Genomic DNA, 26417 nt, shown 5'->3' with positions numbered 1-26417 from the left:
GCCCGTTCCGCGCCCGCCGGCCACCCCGGCGGGCTACCCGAGAGTTCTACCGCAGGGTAGGAGCCGCCGTCACCCCGCTGCCGCCCCGGCCCGCGGCGATCCGCGCGTCCAGCACCGCCAGGACCCGCTCGCTCCAGCGGAGGTTCTCCTCCTCCAGCAGGCGGCCGCGCATCAGCGTCAGATACGGGCCGACGCGTTCGGACTCGCGCAGGTACGTCTCCTCGTCCCGGCCGCCGAGCAGCCACTCGCGCAGTCGCTCGTAGCGCGCCAGCTTGTCCCGGGAGGCGTCCATGTGCCGGGCCACGAAGCCCCGTACGGCCGGGGTGTCGCCGCCGTCGCACGCCTGCACCTGCACCATCAGCTCGTCCCGTACCGCGGTCGGCCGGGGCGCCACCGAGGTGAACGCGTCGAGGTCCCGCCGGCCTTCCGGGGTGAGGCTGAACATCCGCTTGTTCGGCCGCCGTTCCTGCTCGACCACCCGGGCGGTGATCAGCCCGGCCTCCGAGAGCCGGTCGAGCTCGCGGTACAGCTGCTGGGGGGTGGCGGCCCAGAAATTGGCGACGGACACGTCGAAGATCTTGGCGAGGTCGTATCCGGATGCCTCGCCCTCCAGAAGAGCTGCGAGGACGGCGTGCTTGAGCGACATCCGGACACGCTAGCAGTCCGTTGAATAGTTTCCTCCGCACCTATTCAACGCGCGGAAGGGCCCCGAGGTCCCCTCGTCCGGAGGGACCCGCGCTCCGCACGGCCTTGCCGCGCGGGCGGCCCGGTGCCTGCCTAGGCTGGATCACCACGACACCGCGGGGGAGACGACCGGGGAGCCGGAGGAGCGAGCAGCGCCATGGACACCGACGCGTACGTCTACACCAGCTACATCAGGACCACCCCGGACGAGCTCTGGAAGGCGCTCACCGAGCCGGAACTCACCCGGCGCTACTGGGGCGTGGCCTTCGAGACGGAGTGGACCCCCGGCGCGCCGATGGTGTGGGACGAGGGCGACCGCAGCACCGCCGACCCCGAGCAGGTCGTCGTCGAGGCCGTGCCGGGCCGCCGCCTCGCGTACACCTGGCACACCTTCACCCCCGAATGGGCGAAGGCCGTCGGCCTGGACGACGAGGTGTACGGAGTCCTCTCCCGCGAGCGCAGGTCCACCGTCGCCTTCACCCTGGAACCCTCCGGCGACAACATGGTCCGGCTGACCGTCACCCACGACGGCCTGGAACCGGACGGCATGATGCGGGGCCTCGTCGGGGAGGGCTGGCCCGCGATCGTCTCCAGCCTCAAGTCGCTCCTGGAGACCGGCGAGGAGCTTCCGGAACCGCCCCGCTGACCCAGACGGGTCGTCTCCCGGGCCTCTCGCCCGCCACGCCCGCAGCCTTGATCATCTTTTTCTCCTCTCGTCGGTTCTGATGATCCGGCCGGTGTCCGCCCGCCGGCCGTCCGACCGGTCAGCGACGAAAGGGGAGGGTGTCCGACGTGCCGTCACGCCGATACGTACAGGGGTGGGGAGCGCTCTCCCTCGCCGTCGGGGCCGTACTCGTCACCACCGCCGCCGCACAGGACCCCGCCCCCGGCCGGGCGGCCGTCGCCGCAGCCCCGGGGCCCGCGCTTCTCACCGTCGGCACCTGCTCCGTCACCGGCGGCCTCTGCCGGGTGCCCCGCACCACCGTGAGCCTGGACGCCCCGGCGCCCGTCGAGCTGCCCGGCGTCGCCACCGGCCCCGTCGACCTCGCCCTGCGCACCCCCGGCCGGCTGACCGACGTGACCGTCACCGACCGCCGGGGGCGCCGGATCGCGGGCCGCGCCGGCGGTGACGGCACCCGCTGGACCAGCGACGTCCCGCTGCCCGCCGGAGGCGCGTACACCGCCCGGCTCGTCCTGGAGGAGGACCGCCCGGGCGGTGTGCGCCGCAGGATCCTCCGGCTCGCCGTCCGCACCGCGAAGGCCCCCGAAGGGGAGCGGCTCACCGTCGCCTTCGGCCCCGGCGAAGGCGCGCCGGGGCGGACGTACGGCGTGGGTCAGCCGGTCACCGCCCAGCTCAGCCACCCCGTCCCGGCCGCCGAGCCGGGTGCCCGCAGGATCGTCGAGCGGGCGCTGGAGGTGCGCAGCGAGCCCCGGGCCGAGGGGGCCTGGCACTGGGTGGACGCCGACACCCTGCACTACCGGCCGCGCGTCTACTGGCCCTCGGGCGCCACCGTCCGGGTCCGTTCGGGCCTCGACGGAGCCCGCGTCACCGACCGTCTGCACGGCGGCCGCTCACGCCCCCTCACCTTCACGACCGGCTCCCGCGTGGAGGCCGTCACCGACGTCGCCGCGCACGAGATGCGGGTCTACCGCGACGGCAGGCTGCTGCGGGTCATCCCGGTCACCACCGGCAAGCCCGGCTTCCGCACCCGGGTCGGCACCAAGGTCGTCCTCGGCAAGGAGTCCATGGTCCGGATGCGCGGCGACTCGATCGGCATCGCCCGCGGCAGCCGCGAGTTCTACGACCTCAAGGTGCGCTGGGCCACTCGGGTGACGTGGAGCGGCGAATACCTGCACGCGGCTCCCTGGTCCCTGGACGCGCAGGGCAGCGAGGACGTCAGCCACGGCTGCACGGGCATGTCGACGGAGGCGGCCCGCTGGCTCTTCCGCACGGTGCGCGAGGGCGACCTGGTGCGGGTCGTCCACGGCTACGGGGAGCCGATGACCCCGTTCGACAACGGCTACGGCGACTGGAACCTCGGCTGGCCCGACTGGCTGCGCGGCAGCGCCCTGGGCGTCCGTCCGGCCCGTCCCGGATCGGCCGGGAGTCCGCTGCGGCCCGCTCTCTAGGGAGTGTCTTCCGGATCGGCTCGCGGCGGGGGCCGCTCAGCCGCCCGCGCCCTCGCGGGAGGGCTCCGCGCCGGGGAGTCCGTCACCGGCGGGGCCGGGTTCGGGGGTGGACGGTGCCGGTTCGCCGAGCAGCAGCCGGGGCCGGCGCTGGAGTCCGGCGCCCACGAGGACCCCGAGGGCGATCGCGGCGACCGTGATCACCGTGCCGATCAGGCTGTTCAGGCCGCCGTCGGTGTCCTTCTCGACGATGATCTCCGAGACGCTGGTGAGCCCGACCGCGCCGGGCACCAGGAGCCAGAAGCAGGGCAGGAAGACCACCTGGTCGGGGGTGCGGGAACGCTTCTCGATCCAGCTCGCCATCGGCGGCAGGACCGCCCCGGCGGCGAAGGCGCCGAAGGTCGCGCCGGCCAGCTCGGAGGCGGTCGACTGCACGAGCCGTTCGACGAGGAGCGCGCCGAGCAGCCAGCCGGTGACCCGGGGCGGCGCGGAGAAGTACAGCAGGAAGCCGAAGCCGAGCAGCAGCACCCCGACCCAGGGCGCCCACGCGCCGAGCGGCTCGGCGGCCTTCCCGCCGGAGGGGTGCGGGCGCAGCAGCTCGGAGCCGACGAGGATGCCGAGCGAGAGCAGCAGCAGGACGGTCACCGCGCCGGCCAGCCGGGAGATCCCGGACAGCGCGGCCCCGGTGGCCAGTTCGATGGCGCCGAGGGTGAGCGCCGCGCCGGGCAGGAAGGCGATGAGCGGCGGGATGTAGAGCACGGCGGGGTTCTCGTGGAGGAGGGGGCCCGCCCAGCGCAGCGCGGCCGCGGTGACGAGGATGGCGGCGACCACCGGCAGGGCGGTGCGGGCGGCGGGCAGCCGGTCGCCGAAGAGGCGCAGCAGGCCGACGCCCGCGCCGAGCGTCGCGTACCCGGCGATGGCGGGCACGGTCGCGTGCCGCATGGTGCCGAGACCGACCGTCAGCAGCACGTAGCCGAAGACGGTGGCGGCCGGGCTGAACCGGTCCGGCCGCTCCCGGTTCTCCCGGAGCGTGCGCCGCACCTCGTCGAACGGCACCTCCTCCGCCCGCATCCGGGTGACCAGCGCCTGGAGCGACTCCACCTGGTCGAGCCGCAGATCGGGCCCCTCGACCGGGGCGAAGTCGAGTTCGCCGCCGCGCCCGTCGGGCCCGCCGCCGACCCGCACGAAGAGCCCGGTGGGGACGACGAAGCAGCGGGCGCGGGTGCCGTAACGGGTGGCGATGTCGTGCAGCGTCCGGTCGACCTCCGAGCTGCGCTCGGCGGCCCGCAGCAGATCGGAGCCGAGCTCGCAGAGGAGCGAGGCGAGGTCCCTGAGCCGCTCCCGGCCGGCGGTCTCGTCCTCCGGCAGGGTGACGGTGCCGGTGCTCCGCCGGGGCCGCAGGGCTGCCGCCCGCCGCGCGAGACCCCGCACATCGAATCGGGACAAAAGCCGCATTCGTGAACGTTAACAGCGGTGGACGCGCGAGGAGACGGGCGCGGCCCGCCCTCGGCCGTCGCCTCCGGCGCGCCGCGCCGGATCGCGCGAAAACACCTCGCCCATCCCGCCCCGCGCTGCGAGCATGATCGGATGAACGACAGCACTCCCGCCCCCGACGAGCGCGACCGCCTCCTCTCCGAGGCCGTCGCCCTCCGTTCCGGGGGCGGCAAGGAAGAGGCCAGGGAGCGGCTGGTCGCCCTCGCCGCGCGCCTCCCCGGCGACGCCGAGGTCGCGTACCAGACCGCCTGGGCGCACGACGTGCTCGGCCTGGAGGCCGAGGCCGTGCCCTACTACGAGACCGCGCTCGCCGGTGACGGCCTCACCGCCGACGACCGGCGCGGCGCCCTCCTCGGCCTCGGCAGCACCTACCGGACCCTCGGCCGGTACGAGGACGCCGTCACGCTGCTCGAACGGGCCGCGGCCGAGTTCCCGGAGGACGGCGGACTGCGCGCCTTCCTCGCGATGGCCCTCTACAACACCGGCCGCCACCACGACTCCGTACGGCTGCTGCTGGAGCTCCTGGCCGCCACCAGCGAGGACCCGTCCGTGCGGGAGTACCGCGCGGCCATCGAGCACTACGCGCGGGACCTCGACGCGATCGGGTGAGGGCCGTCGCCGGCGACCGTCCTTCGTCGGCGTCCGTCGACCGCCGTCAGCCACGGACCGCCGTCCGTCACAGGCCGCCGTCAGCCGCGGACCGCGTCTGTCGCAGACCGGTGTCAGTCGTTGACCGCCGTCAGGAGGACCACGCAGTCGTCCACCGCGGTCAGCCCGTGCCGCTCCCTGGGGATCATCCGCAGCGCGCCCGCGGCGAGCTCGTCCGCCCAGCCGTGGGTGGTCAGCCGCACCCGGCCGGTGAGCACCTGGAGGCTCGCCGCCGGGGGAGCGTTGTGCTCGTCCAGGGCCGTGCCGGCCTTCAGCGCGATGACGGTCTGCCGCAGCACCCCGTCGTGCAGCACGAGGTGGGCGCTGCGCCCGTGCGGCGCGGTGCGGGCGGCGGCCAGGTGCTCGTCGGCGAGTGCGGTGAGGTCGGAGAGGTCCTGGTTCATACCCCCAGCCTCCAGGCTGCGTACGAGGACGCAACTCGGGGCCGCCTGGCGCCGTCGCGCTCACCCCGCCGGGAGCAGCGCCCCCGTCAGATGGTCGTACGCCACGTGCGCGTGGAGCCGGACGCCGGTCACGAGGGTGTCGTCGTCGGCGTAGAAGTGCGGGTTGTGGTTGGTGACGAGGCCGCGTCCGCCCTCCTCCGGGACCGGCAGCCCGTCGGCGCCCAGCTTCGCGTCCTGGACGCCCAGCATCACGTACAGCCCGCCGAAGCGCCGGATGAACTCGGAGACGTCGTCGTAGCCGAGGGTCGCCCCGGTCTCGGTGACCCGCTCCTCGCCCACCACCCGGCGGAGGGTCGGGAGTCCCGCCTCCACCCAGGGCGCGGAGTTGTGCACCGGCGGCACCGGCTGGAGGTACTCCACCTCGGCCGTCGCCCCGTACGCCGCCGCCGAGTGCTCGGCCAGCCGCCGGAGCCGCTCCCGCACCTCGGCCATGTCGGACTCGACGGCGCAGCGGACGGTGCCCCAGAGCGTCACCGTCTGGCCGATGATGTTGAACCGGCCGACGTCCTCGATGTGCCCGATGGTGACGGTGACCGAGGCGAAGGCGGACACCTGGCGGTACAGCTGCCCGATGCCGGTGAGCACCGCGCCGGCCGCCGGCATCGGGTCCACGCCCTGCCAGGGGGTGGAGCCGTGGACCTGCTTGCCGTTGATCGTGATCCGGACCAGCACCGAGGCGCCGTACTGGTTGCCCGCGCGGTAGCCCACGTACCCCTTCGGGAACGGCGTCACGTGCATGCCGAACGCCATCGTCGGCACCGGGTCGGCGAAGGCGTTCGCGTCGATCATGGCGAGCGCGCCGCCGGTCTCGGTCACCGGCGGTCCCTCCTCGGCCGGCTGGAAGACGAGGAGGACCGTGCCCGGCAGCCGGTCCCGCACCTCCGCCAGCACCGTCGCCGCGCCCATCAGCATGGCCGTGTGGCAGTCGTGGCCACAGGCGTGGGAGACGGGGAACGGGCCGCCCGGATAGTCGGCGTCCACCACCGAGGAGGCGAAGTCCACCCCGCACAGGTCCTTGACCGGCAGCGCGTCCGTGTCCGCGCGCAGCGCCACCACCCGGCCGCCGTCCCCGTCGGCGGTGCCGCGCAGCACGCCCACCACGCCGTGTCCGGCGATGCCCGTGCGCACCTCGTCGAGCCCCAGGCTCCGCAGGTGGTCGGCGACCAGCCGGGCGGTTCCCTCCTCGCGGTTGGACAGCTCGGGGTGCCGGTGGAGGTGGCGGCGCCAGGCGATCACCTGGGCGGAGGCCTGCGCGGCCAGCCGGTCGAGCTCGGCGTGGACGGGATCGTGGGCCATGGGGCGTCCTCTCGTGACGGTCGGTGCGTGCCGGTGTCTGCGGGGTGGACGGTGCCCCACCGGCGGCTTTCCCGGGGTGAGGCTCGCCGTCGGCCTCGTCCGCGGGCGGACGGAGAAGGGGATCGCGGTCCGACGGTGGAGAACGGGCGGTCGTCCGCCAGGGGAGCGGACCGTCGTCCGACGGTGACCGGTGAGGAGCGCGCGGGCCGTCGGCCGCGGGCGGGTGGCCGAGTCAGCGGCCGGTCAGGTCGCGGAGCGCGAAGTCCTCGGGCAGCGGGACGGCGAGCCCGTTGAGCGCCGCCACGAGCTTCTTCTCCTCGTAGGTGAAGTGCGACTCGACGAGCGCGATCAGTCCGTCCAGCTCGCCGCGCACCCGGCGGGCCTCCTCCGTGCCGAGCGGTGCGTCCGGGGCGGCGGGCAGGCCGTCGAGGAGGGCCTGGAGGCGGACCAGGATCTCCTCCACCTGGACGTGGTCGCGGGCCAGCTCGTCGAGGACGGGCCGCAACTCGGGGTGGGCCTCGGCGAGCGCGGGGAAGACGCCGCCGTCCTCGGCGGTGTGGTGGCGGGTGAGCGCGGAGCAGAAGGCGAGGCAGTGCGCCCGCAGCTCGCGGGGGCGGTCGCCGGCGCCGGACAGGAAGGTGTCGAGCCCGGAGCGGAGCCGGGCGAGCTCCTCGCGGAGCCAGAGGTGGACGTCGACGAGCTGGTTCCCGAACGCCGTGAGGCGGTCGGCCGGTTCGGAGGTGGTGGCCATGGTCCGCATGATCGCACCGGAGGGGAGCGGGGGATACGGCTCCGGGGCCGCGGCCGCGCGCGGCGGTCACGGCCCCGGAGGGGGAGCGGTCGGGGCCCGTCAGCCGGTGAAGACCTCGACCAGGGACCAGATCGCGAGGCCCGCCATGCAGACGCCGCCGACCCGCTGGACGGTCTTGAGCGGCACGCGCTTGGCGATGAAACGGCCGGCGACCAGCGCCAGGGCGGAGACCGAGGTCAGCGCGAGGAACGAGCCGATCGCGGTCGACGCGGTGCCGTTGGTGGCGGCGAGGTTGGCGGTGGTGATCTGCGTCAGGTCACCCCACTCGCTGATGAAGACGGCCATGAAGGCGGTGGAGAACACCGGCCAGAAGCCGGTGACGGTCTTGCCGCCCGCGTCGTCCTCGTCGTCGCCCCCGGCGCGCAGCAGGATGAACGCGCCGAAGCCGAACATCAGGGCGGAGACGAGTTTGACGATCCAGCCGGGGAGCAGCCCGAGGAGGCTGCCGGCGCCGACGGCGATGGCGACGTGCACCGCGAAGGCCGCGGAGGTGCCGAACCACACGTAGAGGGGACGCATGCGCGTGCCCATGGCGAGCGACGCGAACATGGTCTTGTCGGGAAGCTCGGCGAGGAAGATGAGCCCGAAGGCGGTGACGATCGCCAAGGGGTCGAGGTGCATACCGGCGCTCTCTGCTCGGTCCCGGGCCCCGTGGCTCCGCACGACACCTCGGTGGGCGACGGGAGGACCACTCGGCCCGGCATGACGGACCACGCCCACGGAACTGTGGACGTGGTGATGCCTGGCCGAAGGTCTCGCCCGTCCGCGTCGTGCGCGGACCCGGTCACCGGGAACCCGGGGGTTCCAGTGTGTCGACGACCGGTTCGCAGGGCTACTCCCCTTCGCTGCCCACCAGTGTAACCGATGGGGCGCCGGGGGAGTAGACGCTGTCTATTTCGCGCTTCGAAGATCGTAGACACTGTCTACGGGGACTGGTAGACAGTGTCCATGTCTCAGCCTTCACCTCAGGACCACGCCCGGGCTCGCCACCACTCCGGGACCGATGCCGACGCCGGCCCCGGCGTCGATGCAGGCACCGACGCGCGGGCCGAAGCCGAAGCAGAAGCCCGTCCCGGCGCGGAAGAGAAGGGCGACGGGCTGCGGGAGCGGCTCGTCAGGACCGGCGTCGCCCTCGTCGACGCCGAAGGCGCCCAGGCCCTCACCCTCCGCGAGATCGCCCGCCGCGCCGGCGTCTCCCACGGCGCGCCCCGCCGCTGGTTCCCGACCCACCTCGACCTGCTGTCGGCCATCGCCCGCGAGGGCTTCGCCGAACTCGCCGCGCGCGTCGCCGAGGCCGACCGGGAGGCCGACCGCACGGACGCCGGACCCCGGGAGCGCGTCGAGACGCTGACCCGCGTCTACCTCGGATACGCCGCCGAGCGCCGCGGCATGTACGAGCTGATGTTCCGCCACGACCTGCTGGAGAGCGGCCGGCTGGGGCTGCGCGAGACGAGCCTGCCGCTCTTCGCCCGGCTCGCCGCCCTCGTCGCCGAACTCCGTCCCGGGACCGACGCCGTCACCGCAGCCGGCGCGCTCTGGGCGAACCTCCACGGCCTGGCCCAGCTCCGCCACTGGGGCAGCCTCTCCCTCGCCACCGGCTCCGACGACCCCGCCCCGTTCGTCCGCGCCGCCCTCGACGCCCACCTCGGCCCGGCGGAGCCCACCCGATGAGCGCCACCACCGGCCCGGCGGCCCCGGGCTCGGCGACCGCCGCCCCCGCACCCACCCGGAGCGTCCGCGCCCGGACCCTCGCGTGCAGCGTCACCGGCGCCGCCGTCGTCGCCCTCGACGGCACCGTCCTGACCCTCGCCCAACCCGCCCTCCAACGGGACCTGCACACCGGCGTCGCCCAGGTCCAGTGGACCAGCACTGGCTATCTCGTCGCCGTCGCGAGCCTCCTCGTCCTCGCCGGTCGCCTCGGCGACCGGCACGGCCACCACCGGGTCTTCGCGCTCGGCTCCCTCGGCTTCGCCGCCGCCTCCGCCGGGATCGCGCTCGCCCCCGGCATCGGCACCGTGGTGCTGCTCCGCATCCTCCAAGGGGTCTGCGGGGCGCTCCTCCAGCCCGCCACCCTCGGCATGCTCCGCACCGCCTACCCGCCCGACCGGCTCACCGGCCCCATCGCGCTGCGCACCGCCGCCATCGGACTCGCCGCGGCGGCCGGCCCCCTCCTCGGCGGCGCCCTGGTCTCCGCGTACGGCTGGCGCTCCGTCTTCCTCCTCGGCGTGCCGCCGACGCTCGCCGTCGGACTCCTCGCCCTCACCGTCCGCGAGCCCCGCCGGACGGACCCGGCACGCGCGCGTGCGGGCGGCGATCCGCTGGGCGCCCTGCTGCTCGCCACCGCGCTCGGCCTCCTCGTGCACGGGCTCGTCACCCTCCCGCACCCCGGCGCCGGCGGACGGGCCGCCGTCACCCTCGCCGCCTCCGCGGCCGCCGCGCTCGCCCTCGTACGCCACGAACGGCGGGCCCCGCATCCCCTGCTGCCGCCCGCGCTGCTGCGGAGCCGGCCCGTGGCCGCCGGACTCGGCGCACTGCTGGCCGCCTCCGCCGCGCTCTCCGGCGCCCTCTTCGTCACGACGTACTTCCTCCAGGAGGTCCAGCGCCTCGACCCGCTCGACGCCGGCCTCCGCTTCCTCCCGCTCGCCGTCCTGATGGTGCTCGGCGCCCTGGGCTGCCCGCCGCTCCAGCGCCGGCTCGGCCCCCGGCGCACCGCCCTCGCCGGAGGCGGCCTGCTCACCGCCGGGGTGCTGGTCCTCGCCCGCCTCGACACCGGTGCGGGCGCCGTGGCGACCGGCACCGGCGCGGCCCTCCTCGGCGCCGGGTTCGTCACCCTGATGATCACCGCGACCGCCGCGATCGTCCGGCACGCTCCCGTGGAGCACGCCGGGGTCGCCGGCGGGCTCCAGCAGACCGCCATGAACACCGGCCCCGCCGTCGGCGTCGCCACCGCCGCCCTCCTTCTCGCCCTCGTCCCGGCGGGAGGCTTCGTCCCCGCCCACGGTGCCGCGCTCCCGGTCCTGGCGCTCGTCGCGGGCCTCACCCTGCCCGCCGCCCTCGCCCTCCCGGGGGCGTCCGGCGGCCCGGGCGACGGGACACGCCCGTCCGAAGCGCGCCGGTCCCGCCGCCCGTTCTGCGTACGATCATGAAATGCACACAGCTGGTCCCCGGCCCCGGCCCCGGCCCGCCGTCGGGTCCCGGACCCAGGTCAACCTCGGGCGCGCCCTGCCCGTCCTGGTCATGGTCCTGGTCGTCGTCGCGGACATCGTCACCCCCGACTCCGAGCGCGTCGACCGGCTCCTCTTCACCGTCCCCGCGCTCGCCGCCGCCACCTGGAGCGTGTGGGGCACCATCGGCATGGGCGTCGTCGCGATGGTCCTGCGGGCCGTGCTCGTCCTGGGCCGGGGCGAATCCGGCACCGACGAACTGCTCGCGAGCGAGGGCCTCATCCTCGGCATCACCGCCGCCTCCGCCTGGGTCAGCGCGGTCCGCACCCGCTACGAACGGGACCTCGCCGAGGTGACCGCCGTCGCCGACGTCGTCCAGCGCGTGGTGCTCCGCCCGCTCCCGCCCCGCCTCGGCCCCGTCGAACTCCACCTGCTGTACGTCGCCGCCGCGGCCAAGGCCCGGATCGGCGGCGACTTCTACGAAGCCGTGCGGATCCCCGGCGCGGTACGGATCATGCTCGGCGACGTGCAGGGCAAGGGCCTCGGAGCCGTCGAGACGGCCTCGGTCCTGCTCGGCTCCTTCCGCTCCACCGCCTACGACGCCCCCGACCTCCCCGCGCTCGCCGACCGCCTCGACGAGGGACTGGCCCGCTACGCCGCCTGGGACCCCGACTCCGACGCCGCCGAACGCTTCGCCACCGTCGTCCTCGTCGAACTCCCCGAGGGCACCGGCACCGCCCGTCTGCTCAACTGCGGCCACCCCGCCCCGCTCCTCCAGCACGGCACCGACGTCAGTCCGGTGGAGGTCGCCGACCCCTCGCTGCCGCTCAACCTCGCCGGCCTCGCCGACTCCCACCACCACGTGGAGGAGTTCCCCTTCGGCCCCGGCGACCGGCTGCTGCTCTACACCGACGGCGTCAGCGAGACCCGCGACCGCGCCGGCACCTTCTACCCGCTGGAGGAGCGGGCGCGGCAGTGGTCCACCGCCCCCTCCGAACAGGTGCCCGACCTCCTCCACCGGGACCTCGCCGCCTACGGCGACGGCGGGCTCGACGACGACGTGGCCGCGCTGCTCATCGTCCGCACCGAGGGGACGAACCCGCCGGAGCTGCCGCGCTGACCCCCTCCGGAACGACTCCGTCCGCTCCCAAACGTCGAGTTCGGGGCGACCTGGGTCGTTGCCGCCCCCTTGCGCGATCCATGCGCCCTTCGTGCGCTCTGGTCGCTCCCGTTCCGATACGTGAGGCTTGCGTGCGTCCGTATGACGGACAGTCACACTCCAGCCGAGAGGAACGGGTGCACGTGCCCCAGCCCAGCTCCACCACCGACGGTTCGTCCGAGGAGTTCCCTGGATTCCCCGGAAGCGGGGCGGCCCTCACCGAGGCCGACGCGGACCGCGTCGCCGCCGACGGCCTGTGGGCCTCCGGCGGGACCGTCCACCCCGAGGCCGTCCGCTTCGGCCAGACCGTCCTCGCCGTCCTCCTGACCGACGGCGGACCCGCCGCGGGCGCGCTCCCCGCCGGACTCGCCGAGCAGGTCGCGCGGGTGCGCGGCCTGGCGCTGCCGGCCCACCACCGCATCGAGACCACCGACGGGCTCCGCCTCTCCGCCTTCAGCCTGCGCCTGCTCGCGCCGGGCCCCCACCCGCTCGTCGTCGTCCCCTCCGGCTGGACCCCCTTCGGCTGGGGCCTCTTCCCCGGCCTCTACATGGCGCTCGCCCTGCGCGGCTACCACGTCCTCGCCTACACGCCGCGCGGCCTCGGGATCCCCGGACTCCCCACCACCTCGGAGGGGTACGTCGACGTCGCCGGCCCGCACGACGTGGCCGACGGCTCCACCGTGGTCGACTTCGGCATCGAGCGGTTCGCCCCCGCCGTCACCGGCTTCCTGGGCGAGTCCTACGGCTCCGGGATCAGCCAGCTCGTCGCCGCCCACGACGAGCGCGTCGCCGCCGTCGTCGCCCTGAGCACCTGGGGCAACCTCGCCACCAGCCTGTACGAGAACAGGACCCGTCACCTCGCCGCCGTGAAGGCCCTCATCGGCTTCACCGGCGGTCCCGTCGAGGAGAAGTTCGACGAGGAGAACCGGCGGGTCCTGGACGACTTCCTGAACGACCGGAACCTCGACGCGGTCGTCCGCTGGGCCGAGCGCCGCTCCCCGGAGACGTACACCGACCTCACCGACGACCACGGCACCCCCACCTTCTTCTCGAACACCTGGCACGAGAGCCTCTTCGCGGTCAACGAGGTGGTCGACGCCTTCGACCGGCTGCGCGTCCCCAAGCGGCTCAACCTCTGGATCGGCGACCACGCGGCCCCCGAGGGCGTCGGCCTCCTCGGAACCGCTCCGGGCGCGCCCGACCCCGTCCTGGACGAGGCGTACGCCTGGCTCGACCACCACCTCAAGGGCGAGCGCAACGGCGTCGAGGAGTGGGACGAGGTCTGCGGCCAGGTGATGTTCACGTACGTCACCGAGCCCGCGACCGACCCGGTCACCGGACGGCCCACCGGCGCCCGGCGGATCGTCGAACCCGCCGTCCGCGAGTCCCGGCCCACCTGGCGGGACGTCACCGTCGGCCACGAGGTGCTCGGCCTCACCGGCGAGGGCGCCGGCGGCACCGACGGCCGGCTCGTGCCCGCCGGGGAGGACGCGGCGACCACCGGCTGGCGCCGCACCTTCCTCGCGGGCGTCGACACGGAGGCCACCGCGATGGGCGAACCGCTCAGGACCGGCCAGGCCGAGTGGAGGGGCAACCCCAAGATCTACGACATCCGCAAGATCGACCGGCGGCACGCCCTCGCCTGGACCACGGCGCCGCTCGTCCCGGCCGACGGCGGTCCGGTCGGCCGGCGCGTCCGCGGCGTCCCGAGGCTCCGCCTCACCGTCCGCTCCACCGTCTCCGCCGCCGGGCTCATCGCCCACCTCTTCGACGTCGCCGAGGACGACACGGCCCGCATCATCACCCACGAACCGCTCAACGCCTACGACCTGACCCCCGACCGGGACACCACCGTCACCTGGCGCCTCCAGGCCGCCGCCTACGACATCCCCGCCGGTCACCGGCTGATGCTCGTCGTCGACAGCAAGGACCCGCTGTACGGGGACGCGTCCGTGACCTGGACGCAGACCGAACTCGGCTCGCCGGCCGAGGCGTCGTCCTTCCTGGAACTGCCGCTGGGCTGAGGCCCCGCCGGTCCGGTGGACCGGACGGACGTCGCCGCGGTGGATTACGCCTCGGGGTGGACGCGGCGCGCGGGGGCGGGCTTCTAGCGTGACCCGCATGAAGCGATTCACCCGGGCGGCCGCGGCCGCCGTTCTCGTCTGCTCCCTCGCGTTATCCGCCGGGACCGCCGCCGCCTCCGGCACGCAGTCCGCCGCCGGTGCCCGCGGCGGTGTCGACGCCCGCGCGGCCGCGGTTCCGTTCGCGCTGCCGGTACCGACCGGACCGCACCCCGTGGGCAGCACCGTGCTGCCGCTCGTCGACCGCTCCCGTACGGACCCCTGGGTGCCGACGGCCGACGGGCGGCGGCTGATGGTCACCCTCCACTACCCGGCCGCCCGCCCCGGCGGCGGCGCCCGAGCCCCGTACGCGACCCGTGAGGAGGCGCGGCGGCTCGCCGAGGGGCTGGGCGTGGGCGCCGCGATGCCGGCGGACGTCCTGGCCGCCACCCGGACGCACAGCCGGAGCGACGTCCGCCCCGCACCCGGACGCCGCCCGCTCGTCCTGCTCTCGCCGGGCTTCTCCGTCTCCCGCTGGACCCTCACCCACCTCGCCGAGGACCTCGCCTCGCGCGGCTACGTCGTCGCCTCCGTCGACCACGCCTACGAGTCGTACGGCATCACCCTCCCCGGCGGCGAGACGCTGGGCTGCGTCGCCTGCGCCGCCCTCGACGAACAGGGCGTTCCCGGAAGCGTCGTGACCTCCACCCGCGCCGCCGACATGCGCTTCGTCCTGGACCGCCTCACCGGCCCGGCCCCGGCGTGGCGTCACGCGCGCGTGATCGACACCCGCCGGATCGGGATGGCCGGGCACTCCATCGGCGGCGCGAGCGCGGCCACCACGATGGCGGCCGACCGCAGGGTCGACGCGGGCGTGAACATGGACGGGGCCTTCTGGGCGGACCTGCCGGCCGAGGGACTGCGGGGCCGGCCCTTCCTGATGCTCGGCACCCACGACGAGGTCCATCTGCCCGGCGGCCTGGACACCACCTGGGACCGGATCTGGCCAGCGCTCGACGGGTGGAAGCGGTGGCTCACCGTCGCCGGGGCGCGGCACTCGACCTTCTCCGACTTCCCGCTCGCCGAGCGCCACTTCGGCCTGCCCGCCGCGGACCTCGCGCCCGAGCGGGCCGTCCACCTGACCCGCGCCTACGTGGCGGCCTTCTTCGACCGCCATCTGCGCGGAGCCCCCGAAGGACCGCTCGAGGGCCCGGCGCCGGAACACCCGGAGGTCCACTTCCAGAACCCGTGAGCCGCGCGGGGCAGGGGGAGGGGCCGGGTGGACCGCGCGGGTGTCAGGCGCGGTACGCCGGGATGTGGGCGGCCGCCCAGTCGGCCAGCTCGCGGGAGCAGGCGGCGACCGACTCGCGCCAGGTGCGGTCGGCGCCGTCCCCCGCCTCGTCGCTGACGTGCTTCACGATCCGCAGCGGCACCCCGGCGAGCTCCGCGGCGGCGGCCAGGGCGTAGCCCTCCATGTCGACCAGCGGGGCCCGCTCGGCCAGCCGGGCCCGGGCGGCCTCGTCGGAGATGAACGCATCCCCGGTGGCGAGGACCACGTCACCGCCGTCGGGGAGGGCGATCGGCGCCCCGTACGTCTCGCCGGTCAGCGTCGCGAGGAGCTCGCCGTCCAGGTCGTGCTGGACGACCGTCCCGACGACGTGGGTGCCCGTCCAGCCCGAGCGCAGGGCGCCCGCGGTGCCGAGGTTGACGATGCCGGAGGGACGCGGCCCCCGGGCCAGGGCGGTGGCGAGCGCGGTCGCCGCGTTCACCTTGCCCATGCCGGTGAGGAGCACGGGCAGGGCCGTGTCGAGGAACTGCGCCTCCTCCTTCACGGCGAGGACGAGCAGCGGACGGTCGGGGGTGATGTCTCCCAGGAGTTCCATGGGCCCCACGCTAATTCGCCCGCCCCGGGGCCGTACACCCGGGACGGGCGGGGCGGCGGAGTCCGTCAGCCGAGCGAGCGGCCGCGCTCGGCCAGCGCCTCGCCGAGCACCCGCAGGGCCTTCGGCCCCACGCCGTGCAGGGCGGCGAGCTCGGCCGCCGGCACGTCCGCGAGCTGGTCGAGCCGGGTGTATCCGGCGGCGGCGAGGGCACGGGTCGCCGGAGCGCCGACACCGCGCGGGAAGTCGGTCTCGGGGCGGTCGGATCCGTTCGTCGGCATGGCCCGATCGTGCCACGGGCGGACCCGCCGTGCCGGGATTCCGCCGGATGCCACGCGGGGTCGGGGCGGGGGTCAGACGGGGAGCAGGCGGCCGATCAGCTCGCCGAGTTGGCGGGCGTTGCGGCAGGGGCGCATGTCCACCAGCTCCGCGTAGAGCGGTGCCACCGAGTCGCCGGTGCCCCACAGCGCGGGCTGCTCGGGGTTGAGCCAGTGGACCCGGCGGGCCCGGTCCACGATCAGCCGCAGCGACTCCGGGCGGGGGTCGGCGCGGTTGGTGCGGGCGTCGCCGAGGACGAAGACGACCGTGCGCGGGCCGAGCGCGTCCGCGTACCGCTCGACGAACCCGTCGAGCGCCGCCCCGTAGTCGCTCTGCCCGTGCCAGCCGGTCAGGCGGGCCTCCGCGAGGATCCGCTCGCCGAGGCCCGCAGGGTCCACCGCACCCGGTGCCAGGAGGTCGGTGACCTCGTCGACCCGGTTGACGAAGGCGAACACCCGCACCCGGCCGAACCCGTCCCGGAGCGCCTGCACCAGCGCCATCGTGAACTGTGCGAACCCGGCCACCGACCCGGACACGTCGCACAGCAGCACCAGCTCCGGACGGCCCGGACGGCGTCGGCGCAGCACCGGCCGCACCGGCACGCCGCCGGTCGACAGCGAACCCCGCAGCGTCCGGCGCAGATCGATCTCGCCGCGGGCGGCCCGCCGACGCCGGGCCGCGAGCCGGGTGGCCAGCTTCCGCGCCAGCGGCCGAACCGTACGCCGCAGCTCGTCCAGCTGTTCGCGTCCGGCCAGCAGGAAGTCCACCCGGTCGGGGGTCCCGGCGACCGCCCGCCGCGCCACCTCGTCGCGGCCCCGCAGCTCGGCGACCCGCCGCCGCGCCTCGGTCCGCACCCGCTCGCGGAAACCCTCGATCGCCCGCCGGATCTCGTCGTCCAGCAGCCGGTCGGTGAAGGCGGGGTCCTGGCCGGCGGCCGTGCGCGCGGCCCGCACCCGGGCCAGGAGGGTCTCGGGGCGGAGCCGGGAGAGCGTCTGGTGCGAGGACCAGCCGTCGGTCCCCGGCCCGGAGCCGTAGCCGCCGAAGCCGGCCACCGCCTCGGCCGCGAGCCGGTCCAGGAGGGCGGTGTCGCCGACGGCGAGGGCCTCCGCGATCCGGGCGCGCAGCCCGGCGAGATCGGCGCCGCCGTCCCCGCCCGCGTCCCCGTCGCCCTGCCGTCCGGTCCCGCGCAGTCCGGTCCCGTCGCCGGTCACCGTCGCCGGGAAGTAGAGGTCGAAGACCCGGTCGAAGACGGGGCGCTGCCGTTCCCCGTGGAGCAGGGTCGCGGCGAGCGCCTCGCGCATCAGGCCCCGGTCGGCGAAGCCCACGGCCTCCAGCGCGAGCCCGGCGTCGACGGTCTCGCCGGTGCCGATGCCGAAACCGTGCGCGCGCAGCGCGCCCACCAGGCCGGCCAGCCGCGCCACGGGCCCGTCGACCGGGGAGCCGGCGGGGTCCGGCACCGGGCCGCCGGTCACACCGCGTCCAGGTCGAGTTCGGCCCCGGCCCGCACGATGTCGTCCTGGTGCTTGAGCAGCACGCCCAGCGTCTCCCGGACCACCCGCTCGTCCAGCCGGTCCGCGCCGAGCGCGAGCAGCGTCCGCGCCCAGTCGATCGTCTCCGCCACGGACGGCACCTTCCGCAGCCGCATCGCGCGCAGCGCCCCCACGACCCGGACGACGGAGGCGGCGAGAGACGCGTCCAGACCGGGCACCTTGAGCGTGACGATCCGGCGCTCCAGCTCCTCCTCCGGGAAGCCGATGTGCAGGAAGAGACAGCGCCGGCGCAGCGCCTCGGACAGCTCGCGGCTCGCGTTCGAGGTGAGGACCGTGAAGGGGCGCCTGGTGGCGGTGATCGTCCCCAGCTCGGGCACGGTGACCTGGAAGTCCCCGAGGACCTCCAAAAGCAGGCCCTCGACCTCGACATCCGCCTTGTCGGTCTCGTCCACGAGCAGCACGGTCGGCTCCTCGGAGCGGATCGCGGTCAGCAGCGGCCGGGGGAGCAGGAACTCCTCGCTGAAGATGTCGGTGCGGGTCTCGTCCCAGGACTCGCCCCGGCCCGCGGTGATCCGCAGCAGCTGCTTGGCGTGGTTCCACTCGTACAGCGCCCGGGCCTCGTCGACGCCCTCGTAGCACTGGAGCCGTATCAGCCGGGCCCCGGTCGCCTCCGTGACAGCCTTGGCCAGCTGTGTCTTGCCGACCCCGGCCGGGCCCTCCACCAGCAGCGGCTTGCCCAGCCGGTCGGCGAGGAAGACCGTGGTCGCGATGGCGGGCGAGGCCAGATAGCCGGTCGCCGCGAGTCGCTCGGCGACCTCGTCGACGGAGCCGAAGAACCCGTTCGTCATGGCTGTCCCCCCGGGGAGCGAAGAAAGATACCGACCGGTAGCCTCATGCTGTACTTGATCAGATCCCGCATCGCCGCACAACCGTCCTCCGCGCACGGTGCGCACCGTGCGCGGAGCGCCGCCCGCTGGTGCAATGGGGTGAGCGGGCGTCGGCCGCCCGCCCGGTGACCGCACGGCGGTGGAGGTGTCGTGGCGGAACGAGAAGCGGCATCCCCGCCCACCCCCGGTGGCCCGGGGCGGACGTCCGTCGGGGCGGCCGCACGCCTGGCCGAGGCCCTGGACGCGGCCATCGGATCCATCGGCACGACGCTCGACGAGACCACCACCTGCCGCGAACTCACCGCCTTCCTCGCCCGGCACCCCGGCGGCGCGGCCACCGTCGCCCTGACGCCCGCGCCCGGCGAGGACGCCGTGCCGGACCCGGCGGCCCCCTCCGCGCCGGCCCCCGCGGGTCCGGGAGCCGCGCAGACGCTGACGGTCCCGCTCGCCGTGGACCGCGAGCGGCCCCTGGGCACGGTCACGCTCGCCCGCACCGCACCGCCGTACACCGACGACGACCTCACCGTGCTGCGGCAGGCGGCGCGGCTGGCCGCCCGTCACATCCGGCACGCCCGGCGGCTCGCCGCCACCGAGGACACCGCCCTCCACCTCCAGCGGGCGCTCGTCGCCGAACCCGGCAGGCCGCACCCCAATCTGGAGATCGCCGGCCGCTACCTGCCCGCCGGCCCCCGGACCCTGGTCGGCGGTGACTGGTTCGAGACGGTACGGCTCCACTTCGGCCGCAGCCTGCTCGTCGTCGGCGACGTCATGGGCCACGGTCTCGACGCGGCCGTCGACATGAACGCCTACCGCTCCGCGCTCCGCGAGGTGGCGGCCACCGACCTGCCGCCCCACCGGGTGCTGCGCCATCTGGACGCGGTCGTCGCCCAGGACGGCGCCCGCCGCCCGGCGACCTGCCTCCTGGTCCGCGTGGACCCGGGGCGCGGCACCGCGACCTTCGCCAGCGCCGGTCACCTGCCGCCGGCGGTCTTCGGCGCGGACGGCTCGGCCGAACTAGTGGACCTCCCCGTCGGTCCGCCGCTCGGCACCGGTGTAGGCGGCTACGACCCCGCCACTCGGCCGCTGGCCGAGGGCGACACCCTGCTGCTCTTCACCGACGGCCTGGTCGAGCGCAGGGGAGAGGACATCGACGTCTCACTGGCCCGGCTGGCCGGACTCCGCCTGCCCCCGGACCCCGGACCGGAACGGGTCGTCGACGAGGTCCTCGACCGGCTCGACGCCCACCACGCCGAGGACGACGTCGCCGTCCTCGCGGCCCGGGTCCGCGGCCGCCCGGCGAGCTGATCCGGCGGCGGTGACGGAGCGCTTCCCGGACCCCACCCACGGTGGTGACAAAGAGTCACATCGCCCTCTCCGACCGACGGTTTCCGGACTCGACGGGATTCTTTCGCCAGGACGCTTGTGCCGCGCCCCGGAGCCCGGCACGCTCCTCGTATGAACACGGCCAGGCATGCCAGTGAACGTCTGATGAGCTGGCCCTCGCTGACCCCCGGCCGGGCGCACTGCGGTGCGGAACTCGGTCTCGGGACGGCGACGGAGGAGATCGTCCACTTCCACGGCGAGCACGAGGCCGACGTCCACCTCACCCGCGCGATGGTCGCCAGGCTGCGCCCCGCCCTCCAGAACTCCACCGCGGTACGGCTCCGGGCCGGATCCGGCTGGGTGACGGTCCTGCTCGACGCGGGCTCCGACATCGACCTGCTCGCCACCCTGGTCAGCGCCGCCCTCCAGGCCACCGCGGTCCCGGACGTGGCGCCCGACCGCTGTACCCGCGCCCGCCCGGTCCTCGCCCAGCGCTGACCGGACGGGCGCGTGCAGGGCGTCAGGCGCGAGCGCCGTCGCCCGTCTCCCGGCCGGGAACCGGGAAGAGCATGCAGGTGCTGGTGGCGTGCGCCAGGAGGCGGTCCTGCGCGTCGTAGAGGCCGGCCTCCGCGAGCGCGGTGCGCCGTCCCTGCGAGAGGACCGTGCCCACGGCCCGCACCTTGCCGGTGTCCATCGTGATCGGGCGCAGGAAGCGGGTCTGCAGGTCGAGCGAGGTGTAGGCGGTGCCCTGTGGGAGCGTGGTGTGCACCGCGCACCCGGCCGCCGAGTCGAGGAGCGTGGCGTAGACCCCGCCGTGCACACTGCCGATCGGGTTGTAGTGCTCCTCGCCCGGCTCCAGGGCGAAGACGGCACGCCCGTGCTCGGCCTCCTCCAGCGAGAACCCGAGCAGCGCCGCGATCGGCGGGCCCGGCAGCCGGCCCGCGATCATCTCCCGCAGGAAGTCGAGCCCCGCCATCGACGCCGCCGCCCGCGCGGTGGCCCCGGCGTCCTCCCACTCGACCGTCCGTGACCGCCCCATGACCACTCCACTCCGTCGTTCCCGCCCGCCGTACCGACGGCTGGCTCTGTACTGCGAAGCTAGACCCCACGTCAGCTGACTGTCAACGACGCAGCCAGGTGGCTAGAGTGTGACGATGAAGTGGCTGGAGACGGACACCGAGAACTGCTCGGTCCGGCGCACCCTGGACCTCGTGGGCGAGAAGTGGAGCCTGCTCATCCTGCGCGACGCCTTCAACGGCGTCCGCCGCTACGACGACTTCCACCGCCACATCGGCCTCTCCGAGGCCGTCCTCGCCGACCGGCTCCGCAAACTCGTCGCCGCCGGTGTCCTCCGCAGCGTCCCGTACCGGGAACCCGGCACCCGCACCCGCAACGAGTACCGCCTCACCCCCAAGGGCATCGACCTCTGGCCCGTCATGCTCGCCCTCAAGCAGTGGGGCGACACCCACACCGGCGACCCCGAGGGCCCCGCCCTGGACATCCGCCACACCGCCTGCGGAGCCCCCGTCCAGGTCGTCGTCCAGTGCGCCGGCGAGGACGCCGAGGTCCTCACCGCCCGTGACGTGACCGTCGCCCCCGGCCCCGGAGCCCGCCCCCTGCCCTGACCCCCACCCACCCGTTCGGCCCCATCACCGCAGCACCCGGCGCCGTGGCGGGTACCGGACCAGACATGCCCCCCACCCCCGGTACGCCGAGCGACCAGCCGCCGCCCGAACCAGCCCGACCGATCCACCGGCTGCACGCCCGCCTGCTCGACTCCCCCGTGGGGCTCGCCTGGAACCGCGGCCGCGCCATGGAACTCATGCACCGCGCCATGGGTTTCGCCGCCCTCAGCCTCCTCACCCTCGTCCCCCTGCTCATCGTGGTGGCCGCCGCCGACCTCTCCCGCGGCCAGGGCTTCGCCCGCTGGCTCATCCAGGGCCTCGGCGTCACCGAGGTCTCCGAGGAAGAGGTCGAACAACTCTTCGGCCAGCCCGGTCAGGCACTCCAGCGCACCACCGCCTTCGGCCTCGCCGCCCTCGCCGCCTTCGGCGTCACCTTCGGCTCCGCCGTCCAGACCGGCTACGAACGCGCCTGGGACCTCCCCACCGCCCGCTGGCACACCATGTGGCGCCATGTCGTCTGGCTCGCCGTCCTCGTCGGCGCCCTCCTCCTCTTCGTCGCCTTCCCGGCCCCCGAACGCGCCCCCGCCGGCGTGACCGTCCTCGTCGCCCTCGGCGACCTCATCGGCACCTTCCTCTTCTTCTGGTGGTCCCAGCGCTTCCTCCTGTGCGGCCGCATCCGCTGGCGCGCCCTCCTGCCCGGCGCCGTCCTCACCGCCCTGGGCCTCCTCGGACTGCGGATCTTCTCCCAACTGGTCTTCTCCCCCCTGATCGCCTCCAACGCCGTCACCTACGGCCAGTTCGGCACCGTCCTCGTCCTCCAGTCCTGGCTCGTCGGCGTCGGCTTCGTCGTCTACGGCAGCGCCCTCGTCGGCCGCCTCGTCCACGAGACCCGGGTCGACCGGCGCCTCACCCGCACCCACCCCGACCGACCCGGGCCCACCGCTCACTGATCCCGCCGGCGCACCGTCAGCACCGCCACCACCACCGCCCCCACGGCCCACCCGCCGTACACCAGCCACGCCCCGCCCGTCGTCCACGGGAACGGAGTCGCCATCCCCTCTCCGGCCAGCCGCTGCCACGCCCGGAACGGCGTCGCGTGCCCCAGCACCGCCGTCAGCCACCGCTCCTCACTCAGCACCATCGGCAGGAACAGCAGCAGTACCACCGCGCCGACCACCGCCGCCGCCCCGCGCCGCACCAGCGCCCCCAGCGCCATCCCCGCCAGCGCGCACACCGGCGCCAGCAGCGCCGACGCCACCACCAGCCGCACCGCGCCCGGATGACCCAGCGACACCCCCACGCCCCGCAGCGACAACACCGCCTGCGACACCCAGAACGAACCGCCCGCCACCACCACCCCGAACCCGGCCTGCACCCCGGCCAGCACCAGCGCCTTCGCCGATATCAGCTGCCCCCGGGCCGGCACCGCCGCGAAGCTCGTCCGCACCTGCCCGCTGCCGTACTCGCCGACCATCGCCACCGCGCCCGTCGCGGCCGAGCACAGGATCAGCACCATCGCCGCGTTCCCCGTGAACGCGTCCCCCAGCGCCAGCCCGTCCGCCACGAACGACGCCCGCGACGCCTCGTCATACGCGAACCAGTACCGGTAGTGGTCCCACGCCGTGCCCACGTTGAACGCCATCACCGCCAGCGCGCCCAGCAACAGCGACCAGCCGGTCGACCGCAGCGACCACAGCTTCAGCCACTCCGAACCCACCAGATCCCGGAACCGGGCCCGCGGCTCCACCACGGGAACGACCAGCGCCGTCATCGCGCACCTCCTGCCGTGTAGTCGGCGCTCTCCGCCGTCAGCTCCATGAACGCCTCCTCGAGGGAGGCCCTGCGGGTGGTCAGCTGGTCCAGCACCACCCGGTGCTCGGCCGCCAGCTCACCGATCCGGGCCGCGCTCAGCCCGGTCACCGTCAGCCTGCCCTCCTCCGAGACGACCTCCGCGCCCGAGGCCAGCAACAGCGGCGCCAGCACCCCCGGATCCGGCGTCCCGACCGCCACGCTCGGCCGCGCCCCGCGCGCCGCGAACTCGGCCAGGCTCTCCTCCGCGATCAGCCGCCCCCGGCCGACCACCACCAGGTCGTCGGCCGTGTGCTCCATCTCGCTCATCAGATGGCTGGAGACGAACACCGTCCGCCCCTCCCCGGCGAGCCGCCCGAACAACTCCCGCACCCAGCGCACCCCCTCCGGGTCCAGCCCGTTCAGCGGCTCGTCGAACAGCAGCACCGGCGGATCGCCCAGCAGCGCGCCCGCTATGCCCAGCCGCTGCCGCATCCCCAGTGAGAAGCCGCCGATCCGACGCCGCGCCGCAGCACCGAGACCGACCTCCTCCAGCACCGCGTCCACCCGGGCCACCGGTATCCGGTTGCTCCGCGCGAGGACCGCGAGGTGCGCCCGCGCCGTCCGTCCGCCGTGCACGTCCGCGGCGTCCAGCAGCGCGCCCACGTGCCGCAGCCCGCGCGGCCGGTCCGCGAACCGCCGGCCGTCGACCGTCACCGCGCCGCTCGTCGGCGCGTGCAGTCCGAGGACCATCCGCAGCGTCGTGCTCTTCCCCGCTCCGTTGGGCCCGAGGAAGCCGGTGACCCGGCCCGGCCGCACGGTGAACGTCAACCCGTCGACCGCGGTGGTGGCGCCGTAGCGCTTCGTGAGTTCCCTGACTTCGATCATGCCCACCACGGTGCCGCCCCGCCCCCTCCCCGGGCATCGGACCAGGACTGACAATCAACCGACGGACAGTCATCCCCGGTTGTACAACCTGGGTCTGATGACCAGGCACCGCCCCGCGATCTACGATCCCCGCATGTCAGCGTCCTCGGCGGTTCCGCTCCGCGAACGGGTCACGCCCGGCTGGTGGGCCGCGCTCGCCTGGCTCGCCGGCCTCCTCTTCACCGTGCTCCTGCGCATGCGCCTGCCCGGTCAGGAAGAGGCCGACGTGCTCGTGGGCGTCGTCTTCCTCCGCTGGGACGGGCTCACCATGCTCGCCCTCGCCACCGCCCTGGCCCTCCGCGGCAGCGCGCTCCTCGACCGCAGGGCCACCGCCGGGCTCGGCCACCTCCTCGCCGCCGCCGTCCTCTGCTCCTTTCCGCTGGGCGTCACCGCCATACCGCTCGCCCAGTACCTCGCCGTCGACGTCGCCCTCTACACGATCGCCGTCCACCGGCCGAGGAAGGAGTCCGAGCGCGCCGTCCTCCTCGCGGTCGGCGTCGCCCTCGGCCACCTCGCCATCCGGCTGCTCGCCGGCTGGAGCGCGGGCACCACCACCGCCCTCGCCGTGCTCTCCACCGCGGGCGCCGTCTGGCTCTTCGGCCGCTCCGTGCGCCAGAACCGGCTCCACGCCGACGAGACCAGGGCCCGCACCGCCGAACAGGCCGTCGTCGCCGAACGGCTCCGGATCGCCCGCGAGATGCACGACACCGTCGCCCACAGCATCGGCATCGTCGCCCTCCAGGCCGGCGCCGCCCGGCTCGTCATCGACAAGCGGCCCGAGCTGGCCCGTGAAGCCCTCGGCGAGATCGAGACCGCCAGCCGCGAGACCCTCGCCGGCCTCCGCCGGATGCTCGGCGCCCTCCGTGCCGCCGACGCCCCGCCGGACATACCCGCCGACACCGCCGCCGAGCCCGACCCGTCCGGCCCGCCGGGGCTCGCCGCCCTCGACCGCCTCGCAGAGACGACCGGCGCCGCCGGGGTGCGCGTCACCGTCCGCCGGGTCGGCGCGCCGCGGCCGCTGCCGCCCGACGTCGACCTCTCCGCCTTCCGCGTCCTCCAGGAGTCCGTCACCAACGTCGTCCGCCACTCCGGCGCCGACCGCTGCACCATCACCGTCGACCACCGCGACCCCGAGACCCTCGTCCTCACCGTCGAGGACCCCGGGCCCGCTCCCGAGGAGCGCCGCCGCGAGCGGACCGGCGCGGGTTCCGGGTACGGCCTCGTCGGGATGCGCGAGCGCGTCGGACTGCTGCACGGGGAGTTCACCGCCGGGCCCCGCCCCGGCGGAGGATTCCGCGTCACCGCCCACCTTCCCGTCCCACCAGGAGCCGCCCCCGCATGAACGACACCACCACCGTCTCCCCCTCCACCGCCCCGACGCCCCGGGTCCGGGTCGTCCTCGCCGACGACCAGCCGCTGGCGCGCACCGCCCTGCGCATGGTCATCGCCGAGACCGACGACCTCCTGGTCGCCGGCGAGGCGTCCGACGGCGCCGAGGCCGTCCGGCTCGTCGAGGAGACCGGCGCCGACGTGGTCGTGATGGACCTGCGCATGCCCGGCGTCGACGGCATCGAGGCCACCCGGCGGATCACCTCGGGGGACACCGGCGCCCGGGTGGTCGTCCTCACCACCTTCGACGCCGACGAGGACGTCTTCGGCGCGCTCGACGCCGGCGCCTCCGGCTTCCTGGTCAAGGACATGTCCGTGGCCGACATACTCGCCGCCGTCCGCGTCGTCGCCTCCGGCGACGCCCTCATCGCCCCCGGCGTCACCGGACGCCTCATCAAGCAGTTCACCCGCCGCCCCCGCGAAGGACGGGACGGCCCCGGGGCCTCGCCCTCGCCCGCCGCCCTGCGGCTCGTCGAGCGCACCACCGAGCGCGAACAGGAAGTCCTCACCCTCGTCGGCCGCGGCCTGTCGAACACGGAGATCGCCGAGGGGCTCCACATCTCGCTCGCCACCGTCAAGACCTACGTCACCCGGCTCCTCGCCAAGCTCGACGCCCGCGACCGGGTCCAGCTCGTCATCCTCGCCTACGAGGCCGGACTCGTCACCGCGGGGGCCGACCACACCCTCCGGTGACCGGCCCCGGAGCCGCCGGGCGCCCCGCGGCGGAGCGCACCCACGTCGTCGGCCGCCGCGGTGCCGAGGGCCCCGCCGACCACATCGGCTTCCTCCTCGACGGCGGCGAGTTGACGGACAGACGGACGGACGGATCGCCTCCCTCGTCCTCGACCCGGAAGAGGACACCGCCTCCGCGCCGACGGGCCGG

At 75.0% G+C, this 26417-nt stretch carries 27 protein-coding genes; 14 read left to right on the top strand and 13 right to left on the bottom strand.

Going from position 1 to position 26417, the window contains the following annotated elements:
• Window positions 1–46: 46 nt before the first annotated feature.
• Complete coding sequence (locus tag IE321_RS01220) at window positions 47–646, bottom strand: PadR family transcriptional regulator (protein ID WP_190221376.1); 600 nt, start codon at window positions 644–646, stop codon at window positions 47–49.
• Window positions 647–841: 195 nt separating this feature from the next.
• Between IE321_RS01220 and IE321_RS01215 the strand changes: the two genes are divergently transcribed.
• Entirely contained in the window at window positions 842–1330 is a 489-nt protein-coding gene (locus IE321_RS01215) for an SRPBCC family protein (protein ID WP_043230893.1), read from the top strand.
• A gap of 146 nt (window positions 1331–1476) precedes the next feature.
• Window positions 1477–2814, top strand: a complete 1338-nt coding sequence (locus tag IE321_RS01210) for a L,D-transpeptidase (RefSeq protein WP_190221375.1) — start codon at window positions 1477–1479, stop codon at window positions 2812–2814.
• Between the two features lie 36 nt (window positions 2815–2850).
• Here the strand turns inward: IE321_RS01210 and IE321_RS01205 are convergent, their stop codons facing one another.
• The gene (locus IE321_RS01205) at window positions 2851–4257 is read right to left on the bottom strand and encodes a threonine/serine exporter family protein (protein WP_226652492.1); all 1407 of its coding nucleotides are present in this window, start codon (window positions 4255–4257) and stop codon (window positions 2851–2853) included.
• Window positions 4258–4398: 141 nt separating this feature from the next.
• Between IE321_RS01205 and IE321_RS01200 the strand changes: the two genes are divergently transcribed.
• Window positions 4399–4914 (top strand): tetratricopeptide repeat protein, encoded by a 516-nt coding sequence (locus IE321_RS01200; RefSeq protein ID WP_190221374.1) that lies wholly within the window; start codon window positions 4399–4401, stop codon window positions 4912–4914.
• A gap of 113 nt (window positions 4915–5027) precedes the next feature.
• Here IE321_RS01200 and IE321_RS01195 read toward each other — a convergent pair whose 3' ends face one another.
• The 4 genes from IE321_RS01195 to IE321_RS01180 all read right to left on the bottom strand — a co-directional run bounded on the left by IE321_RS01195 (window position 5028) and on the right by IE321_RS01180 (window position 8145).
• Window positions 5028–5357: a cupin domain-containing protein gene (locus IE321_RS01195; protein WP_190221373.1), complete on the bottom strand. Its 330-nt coding sequence runs from the start codon at window positions 5355–5357 to the stop codon at window positions 5028–5030.
• Between the two features lie 60 nt (window positions 5358–5417).
• Window positions 5418–6713 (bottom strand): M20 metallopeptidase family protein, encoded by a 1296-nt coding sequence (locus IE321_RS01190; RefSeq protein WP_190221372.1) that lies wholly within the window; start codon window positions 6711–6713, stop codon window positions 5418–5420.
• A gap of 232 nt (window positions 6714–6945) precedes the next feature.
• Window positions 6946–7464, bottom strand: a complete 519-nt coding sequence (locus IE321_RS01185; RefSeq protein WP_190221371.1) for a hemerythrin domain-containing protein — start codon at window positions 7462–7464, stop codon at window positions 6946–6948.
• 99 nt (window positions 7465–7563) lie between these two features.
• Window positions 7564–8145 (bottom strand): TMEM165/GDT1 family protein, encoded by a 582-nt coding sequence (locus IE321_RS01180; RefSeq protein WP_190221370.1) that lies wholly within the window; start codon window positions 8143–8145, stop codon window positions 7564–7566.
• Between the two features lie 327 nt (window positions 8146–8472).
• On the opposite strand from IE321_RS01180, the gene IE321_RS01175 reads away from it, so the two are divergent.
• The 5 genes from IE321_RS01175 (at window position 8473) to IE321_RS01155 (ending at window position 15159) form a co-directional block, all read left to right on the top strand.
• Complete coding sequence (locus tag IE321_RS01175; RefSeq protein ID WP_190221369.1) at window positions 8473–9195, top strand: TetR/AcrR family transcriptional regulator; 723 nt, start codon at window positions 8473–8475, stop codon at window positions 9193–9195.
• The gene (locus IE321_RS01170; RefSeq protein WP_190221368.1) at window positions 9192–10670 is read left to right on the top strand and encodes an MFS transporter; all 1479 of its coding nucleotides are present in this window, start codon (window positions 9192–9194) and stop codon (window positions 10668–10670) included. The genes IE321_RS01175 and IE321_RS01170 overlap by 4 nt, the downstream gene beginning before the upstream one ends.
• 1 nt (window position 10671) lies before the next feature.
• Window positions 10672–11808: a PP2C family protein-serine/threonine phosphatase gene (locus tag IE321_RS01165; RefSeq protein WP_190221367.1), complete on the top strand. Its 1137-nt coding sequence runs from the start codon at window positions 10672–10674 to the stop codon at window positions 11806–11808.
• A 182-nt stretch (window positions 11809–11990) separates the two neighbouring features.
• Window positions 11991–13871 (top strand): CocE/NonD family hydrolase C-terminal non-catalytic domain-containing protein, encoded by a 1881-nt coding sequence (locus tag IE321_RS01160; RefSeq protein ID WP_226652491.1) that lies wholly within the window; start codon window positions 11991–11993, stop codon window positions 13869–13871.
• 97 nt (window positions 13872–13968) lie between these two features.
• Window positions 13969–15159 carry an alpha/beta hydrolase family protein gene (locus IE321_RS01155; RefSeq protein ID WP_190221365.1) on the top strand — a complete coding sequence of 397 codons (1191 nt, stop codon included), beginning with the start codon at window positions 13969–13971 and terminating at the stop codon, window positions 15157–15159.
• 43 nt (window positions 15160–15202) lie between these two features.
• Here the strand turns inward: IE321_RS01155 and IE321_RS01150 are convergent, their stop codons facing one another.
• The 4 genes from IE321_RS01150 to IE321_RS01135 form a co-directional block, all read right to left on the bottom strand.
• A complete protein-coding gene (locus IE321_RS01150) occupies window positions 15203–15790 on the bottom strand; it encodes a nucleosidase (protein ID WP_190221364.1) in 588 nt (195 codons plus the stop codon).
• Between the two features lie 65 nt (window positions 15791–15855).
• Window positions 15856–16068 carry a helix-hairpin-helix domain-containing protein gene (locus IE321_RS01145; RefSeq protein WP_043230911.1) on the bottom strand — a complete coding sequence of 71 codons (213 nt, stop codon included), beginning with the start codon at window positions 16066–16068 and terminating at the stop codon, window positions 15856–15858.
• Between the two features lie 72 nt (window positions 16069–16140).
• Window positions 16141–17577 (bottom strand): VWA domain-containing protein, encoded by a 1437-nt coding sequence (locus IE321_RS01140; RefSeq protein ID WP_226652490.1) that lies wholly within the window; start codon window positions 17575–17577, stop codon window positions 16141–16143.
• Window positions 17574–18443, bottom strand: a complete 870-nt coding sequence (locus tag IE321_RS01135) for an AAA family ATPase (protein WP_190221363.1) — start codon at window positions 18441–18443, stop codon at window positions 17574–17576. Before IE321_RS01135 ends, IE321_RS01140 begins: the two co-directional genes overlap by 4 nt.
• A gap of 189 nt (window positions 18444–18632) precedes the next feature.
• Here IE321_RS01135 and IE321_RS01130 point away from each other — a divergent pair, with 189 nt between their 5' ends.
• Both IE321_RS01130 and IE321_RS01125 read left to right on the top strand, forming a co-directional pair.
• Complete coding sequence (locus IE321_RS01130; RefSeq protein ID WP_190221362.1) at window positions 18633–19787, top strand: PP2C family protein-serine/threonine phosphatase; 1155 nt, start codon at window positions 18633–18635, stop codon at window positions 19785–19787.
• A gap of 150 nt (window positions 19788–19937) precedes the next feature.
• Complete coding sequence (locus tag IE321_RS01125; RefSeq protein WP_226652489.1) at window positions 19938–20303, top strand: luciferase domain-containing protein; 366 nt, start codon at window positions 19938–19940, stop codon at window positions 20301–20303.
• A 22-nt stretch (window positions 20304–20325) separates the two neighbouring features.
• On the opposite strand, the gene IE321_RS01120 is transcribed toward IE321_RS01125, so the two are convergent.
• A complete protein-coding gene (locus tag IE321_RS01120) occupies window positions 20326–20844 on the bottom strand; it encodes a PaaI family thioesterase (RefSeq protein WP_190221361.1) in 519 nt (172 codons plus the stop codon).
• A 115-nt stretch (window positions 20845–20959) separates the two neighbouring features.
• Between IE321_RS01120 and IE321_RS01115 the strand changes: the two genes are divergently transcribed.
• Window positions 20960–21430 (top strand): winged helix-turn-helix transcriptional regulator, encoded by a 471-nt coding sequence (locus IE321_RS01115; protein WP_190221360.1) that lies wholly within the window; start codon window positions 20960–20962, stop codon window positions 21428–21430.
• A 65-nt stretch (window positions 21431–21495) separates the two neighbouring features.
• Entirely contained in the window at window positions 21496–22380 is an 885-nt protein-coding gene (locus IE321_RS01110; RefSeq protein ID WP_308076706.1) for a YhjD/YihY/BrkB family envelope integrity protein, read from the top strand.
• Here the strand turns inward: IE321_RS01110 and IE321_RS01105 are convergent.
• On the bottom strand, window positions 22374–23201 hold the full coding sequence (locus IE321_RS01105) for an ABC transporter permease (RefSeq protein WP_190221359.1): 828 nt from the start codon (window positions 23199–23201) through the stop codon (window positions 22374–22376). The two genes, IE321_RS01110 and IE321_RS01105, sit on opposite strands and share 7 nt — an antisense overlap.
• Window positions 23198–24106, bottom strand: a complete 909-nt coding sequence (locus tag IE321_RS01100) for an ABC transporter ATP-binding protein (RefSeq protein ID WP_190221358.1) — start codon at window positions 24104–24106, stop codon at window positions 23198–23200. The genes IE321_RS01105 and IE321_RS01100 overlap by 4 nt, the downstream gene beginning before the upstream one ends.
• A 133-nt stretch (window positions 24107–24239) precedes the next feature.
• Here IE321_RS01100 and IE321_RS01095 point away from each other — a divergent pair, with 133 nt between their 5' ends.
• Window positions 24240–25487, top strand: coding sequence for a sensor histidine kinase (locus IE321_RS01095; protein ID WP_190221357.1), 1248 nt, complete (start codon window positions 24240–24242; stop codon window positions 25485–25487).
• Window positions 25484–26227, top strand: a complete 744-nt coding sequence (locus tag IE321_RS01090) for a response regulator (RefSeq protein WP_043230930.1) — start codon at window positions 25484–25486, stop codon at window positions 26225–26227. Before IE321_RS01095 ends, IE321_RS01090 begins: the two co-directional genes overlap by 4 nt.
• Window positions 26228–26417: the final 190 nt, after the last annotated feature.

Origin of the sequence: Streptomyces hydrogenans, assembly GCF_014656075.1 — a bacterium.
GTDB lineage: Bacteria > Actinomycetota > Actinomycetes > Streptomycetales > Streptomycetaceae > Streptomyces > Streptomyces hydrogenans.
The sequence above is the reverse complement of the archived record's forward strand: the minus strand, read 5'-3'. Positions and strand labels throughout refer to the sequence as shown.

Coding starts and splice junctions, on each gene's coding strand:
- IE321_RS01175 (WP_190221369.1), top strand. CDS start 8,473: ATGTCTCAGCCTTCACCTCAGGACCACGCCCGGGCTCGCCACCACTCC.
- IE321_RS01095 (WP_190221357.1), top strand. CDS start 24,240: ATGTCAGCGTCCTCGGCGGTTCCGCTCCGCGAACGGGTCACGCCCGGC.
- IE321_RS01185 (WP_190221371.1), bottom strand. CDS start 7,464: ATGGCCACCACCTCCGAACCGGCCGACCGCCTCACGGCGTTCGGGAAC.
- IE321_RS01180 (WP_190221370.1), bottom strand. CDS start 8,145: ATGCACCTCGACCCCTTGGCGATCGTCACCGCCTTCGGGCTCATCTTC.
- IE321_RS01100 (WP_190221358.1), bottom strand. CDS start 24,106: ATGATCGAAGTCAGGGAACTCACGAAGCGCTACGGCGCCACCACCGCG.
- IE321_RS01120 (WP_190221361.1), bottom strand. CDS start 20,844: ATGGGGCGGTCACGGACGGTCGAGTGGGAGGACGCCGGGGCCACCGCG.
- IE321_RS01195 (WP_190221373.1), bottom strand. CDS start 5,357: ATGAACCAGGACCTCTCCGACCTCACCGCACTCGCCGACGAGCACCTG.
- IE321_RS01215 (WP_043230893.1), top strand. CDS start 842: ATGGACACCGACGCGTACGTCTACACCAGCTACATCAGGACCACCCCG.
- IE321_RS01110 (WP_308076706.1), top strand. CDS start 21,496: ATGCCCCCCACCCCCGGTACGCCGAGCGACCAGCCGCCGCCCGAACCA.
- IE321_RS01220 (WP_190221376.1), bottom strand. CDS start 646: ATGTCGCTCAAGCACGCCGTCCTCGCAGCTCTTCTGGAGGGCGAGGCA.
- IE321_RS01125 (WP_226652489.1), top strand. CDS start 19,938: ATGAACACGGCCAGGCATGCCAGTGAACGTCTGATGAGCTGGCCCTCG.
- IE321_RS01090 (WP_043230930.1), top strand. CDS start 25,484: ATGAACGACACCACCACCGTCTCCCCCTCCACCGCCCCGACGCCCCGG.
- IE321_RS01105 (WP_190221359.1), bottom strand. CDS start 23,201: ATGACGGCGCTGGTCGTTCCCGTGGTGGAGCCGCGGGCCCGGTTCCGG.
- IE321_RS01135 (WP_190221363.1), bottom strand. CDS start 18,443: ATGACGAACGGGTTCTTCGGCTCCGTCGACGAGGTCGCCGAGCGACTC.
- IE321_RS01170 (WP_190221368.1), top strand. CDS start 9,192: ATGAGCGCCACCACCGGCCCGGCGGCCCCGGGCTCGGCGACCGCCGCC.
- IE321_RS01165 (WP_190221367.1), top strand. CDS start 10,672: ATGCACACAGCTGGTCCCCGGCCCCGGCCCCGGCCCGCCGTCGGGTCC.
- IE321_RS01190 (WP_190221372.1), bottom strand. CDS start 6,713: ATGGCCCACGATCCCGTCCACGCCGAGCTCGACCGGCTGGCCGCGCAG.
- IE321_RS01115 (WP_190221360.1), top strand. CDS start 20,960: ATGAAGTGGCTGGAGACGGACACCGAGAACTGCTCGGTCCGGCGCACC.
- IE321_RS01155 (WP_190221365.1), top strand. CDS start 13,969: ATGAAGCGATTCACCCGGGCGGCCGCGGCCGCCGTTCTCGTCTGCTCC.
- IE321_RS01145 (WP_043230911.1), bottom strand. CDS start 16,068: ATGCCGACGAACGGATCCGACCGCCCCGAGACCGACTTCCCGCGCGGT.
- IE321_RS01150 (WP_190221364.1), bottom strand. CDS start 15,790: ATGGAACTCCTGGGAGACATCACCCCCGACCGTCCGCTGCTCGTCCTC.
- IE321_RS01200 (WP_190221374.1), top strand. CDS start 4,399: ATGAACGACAGCACTCCCGCCCCCGACGAGCGCGACCGCCTCCTCTCC.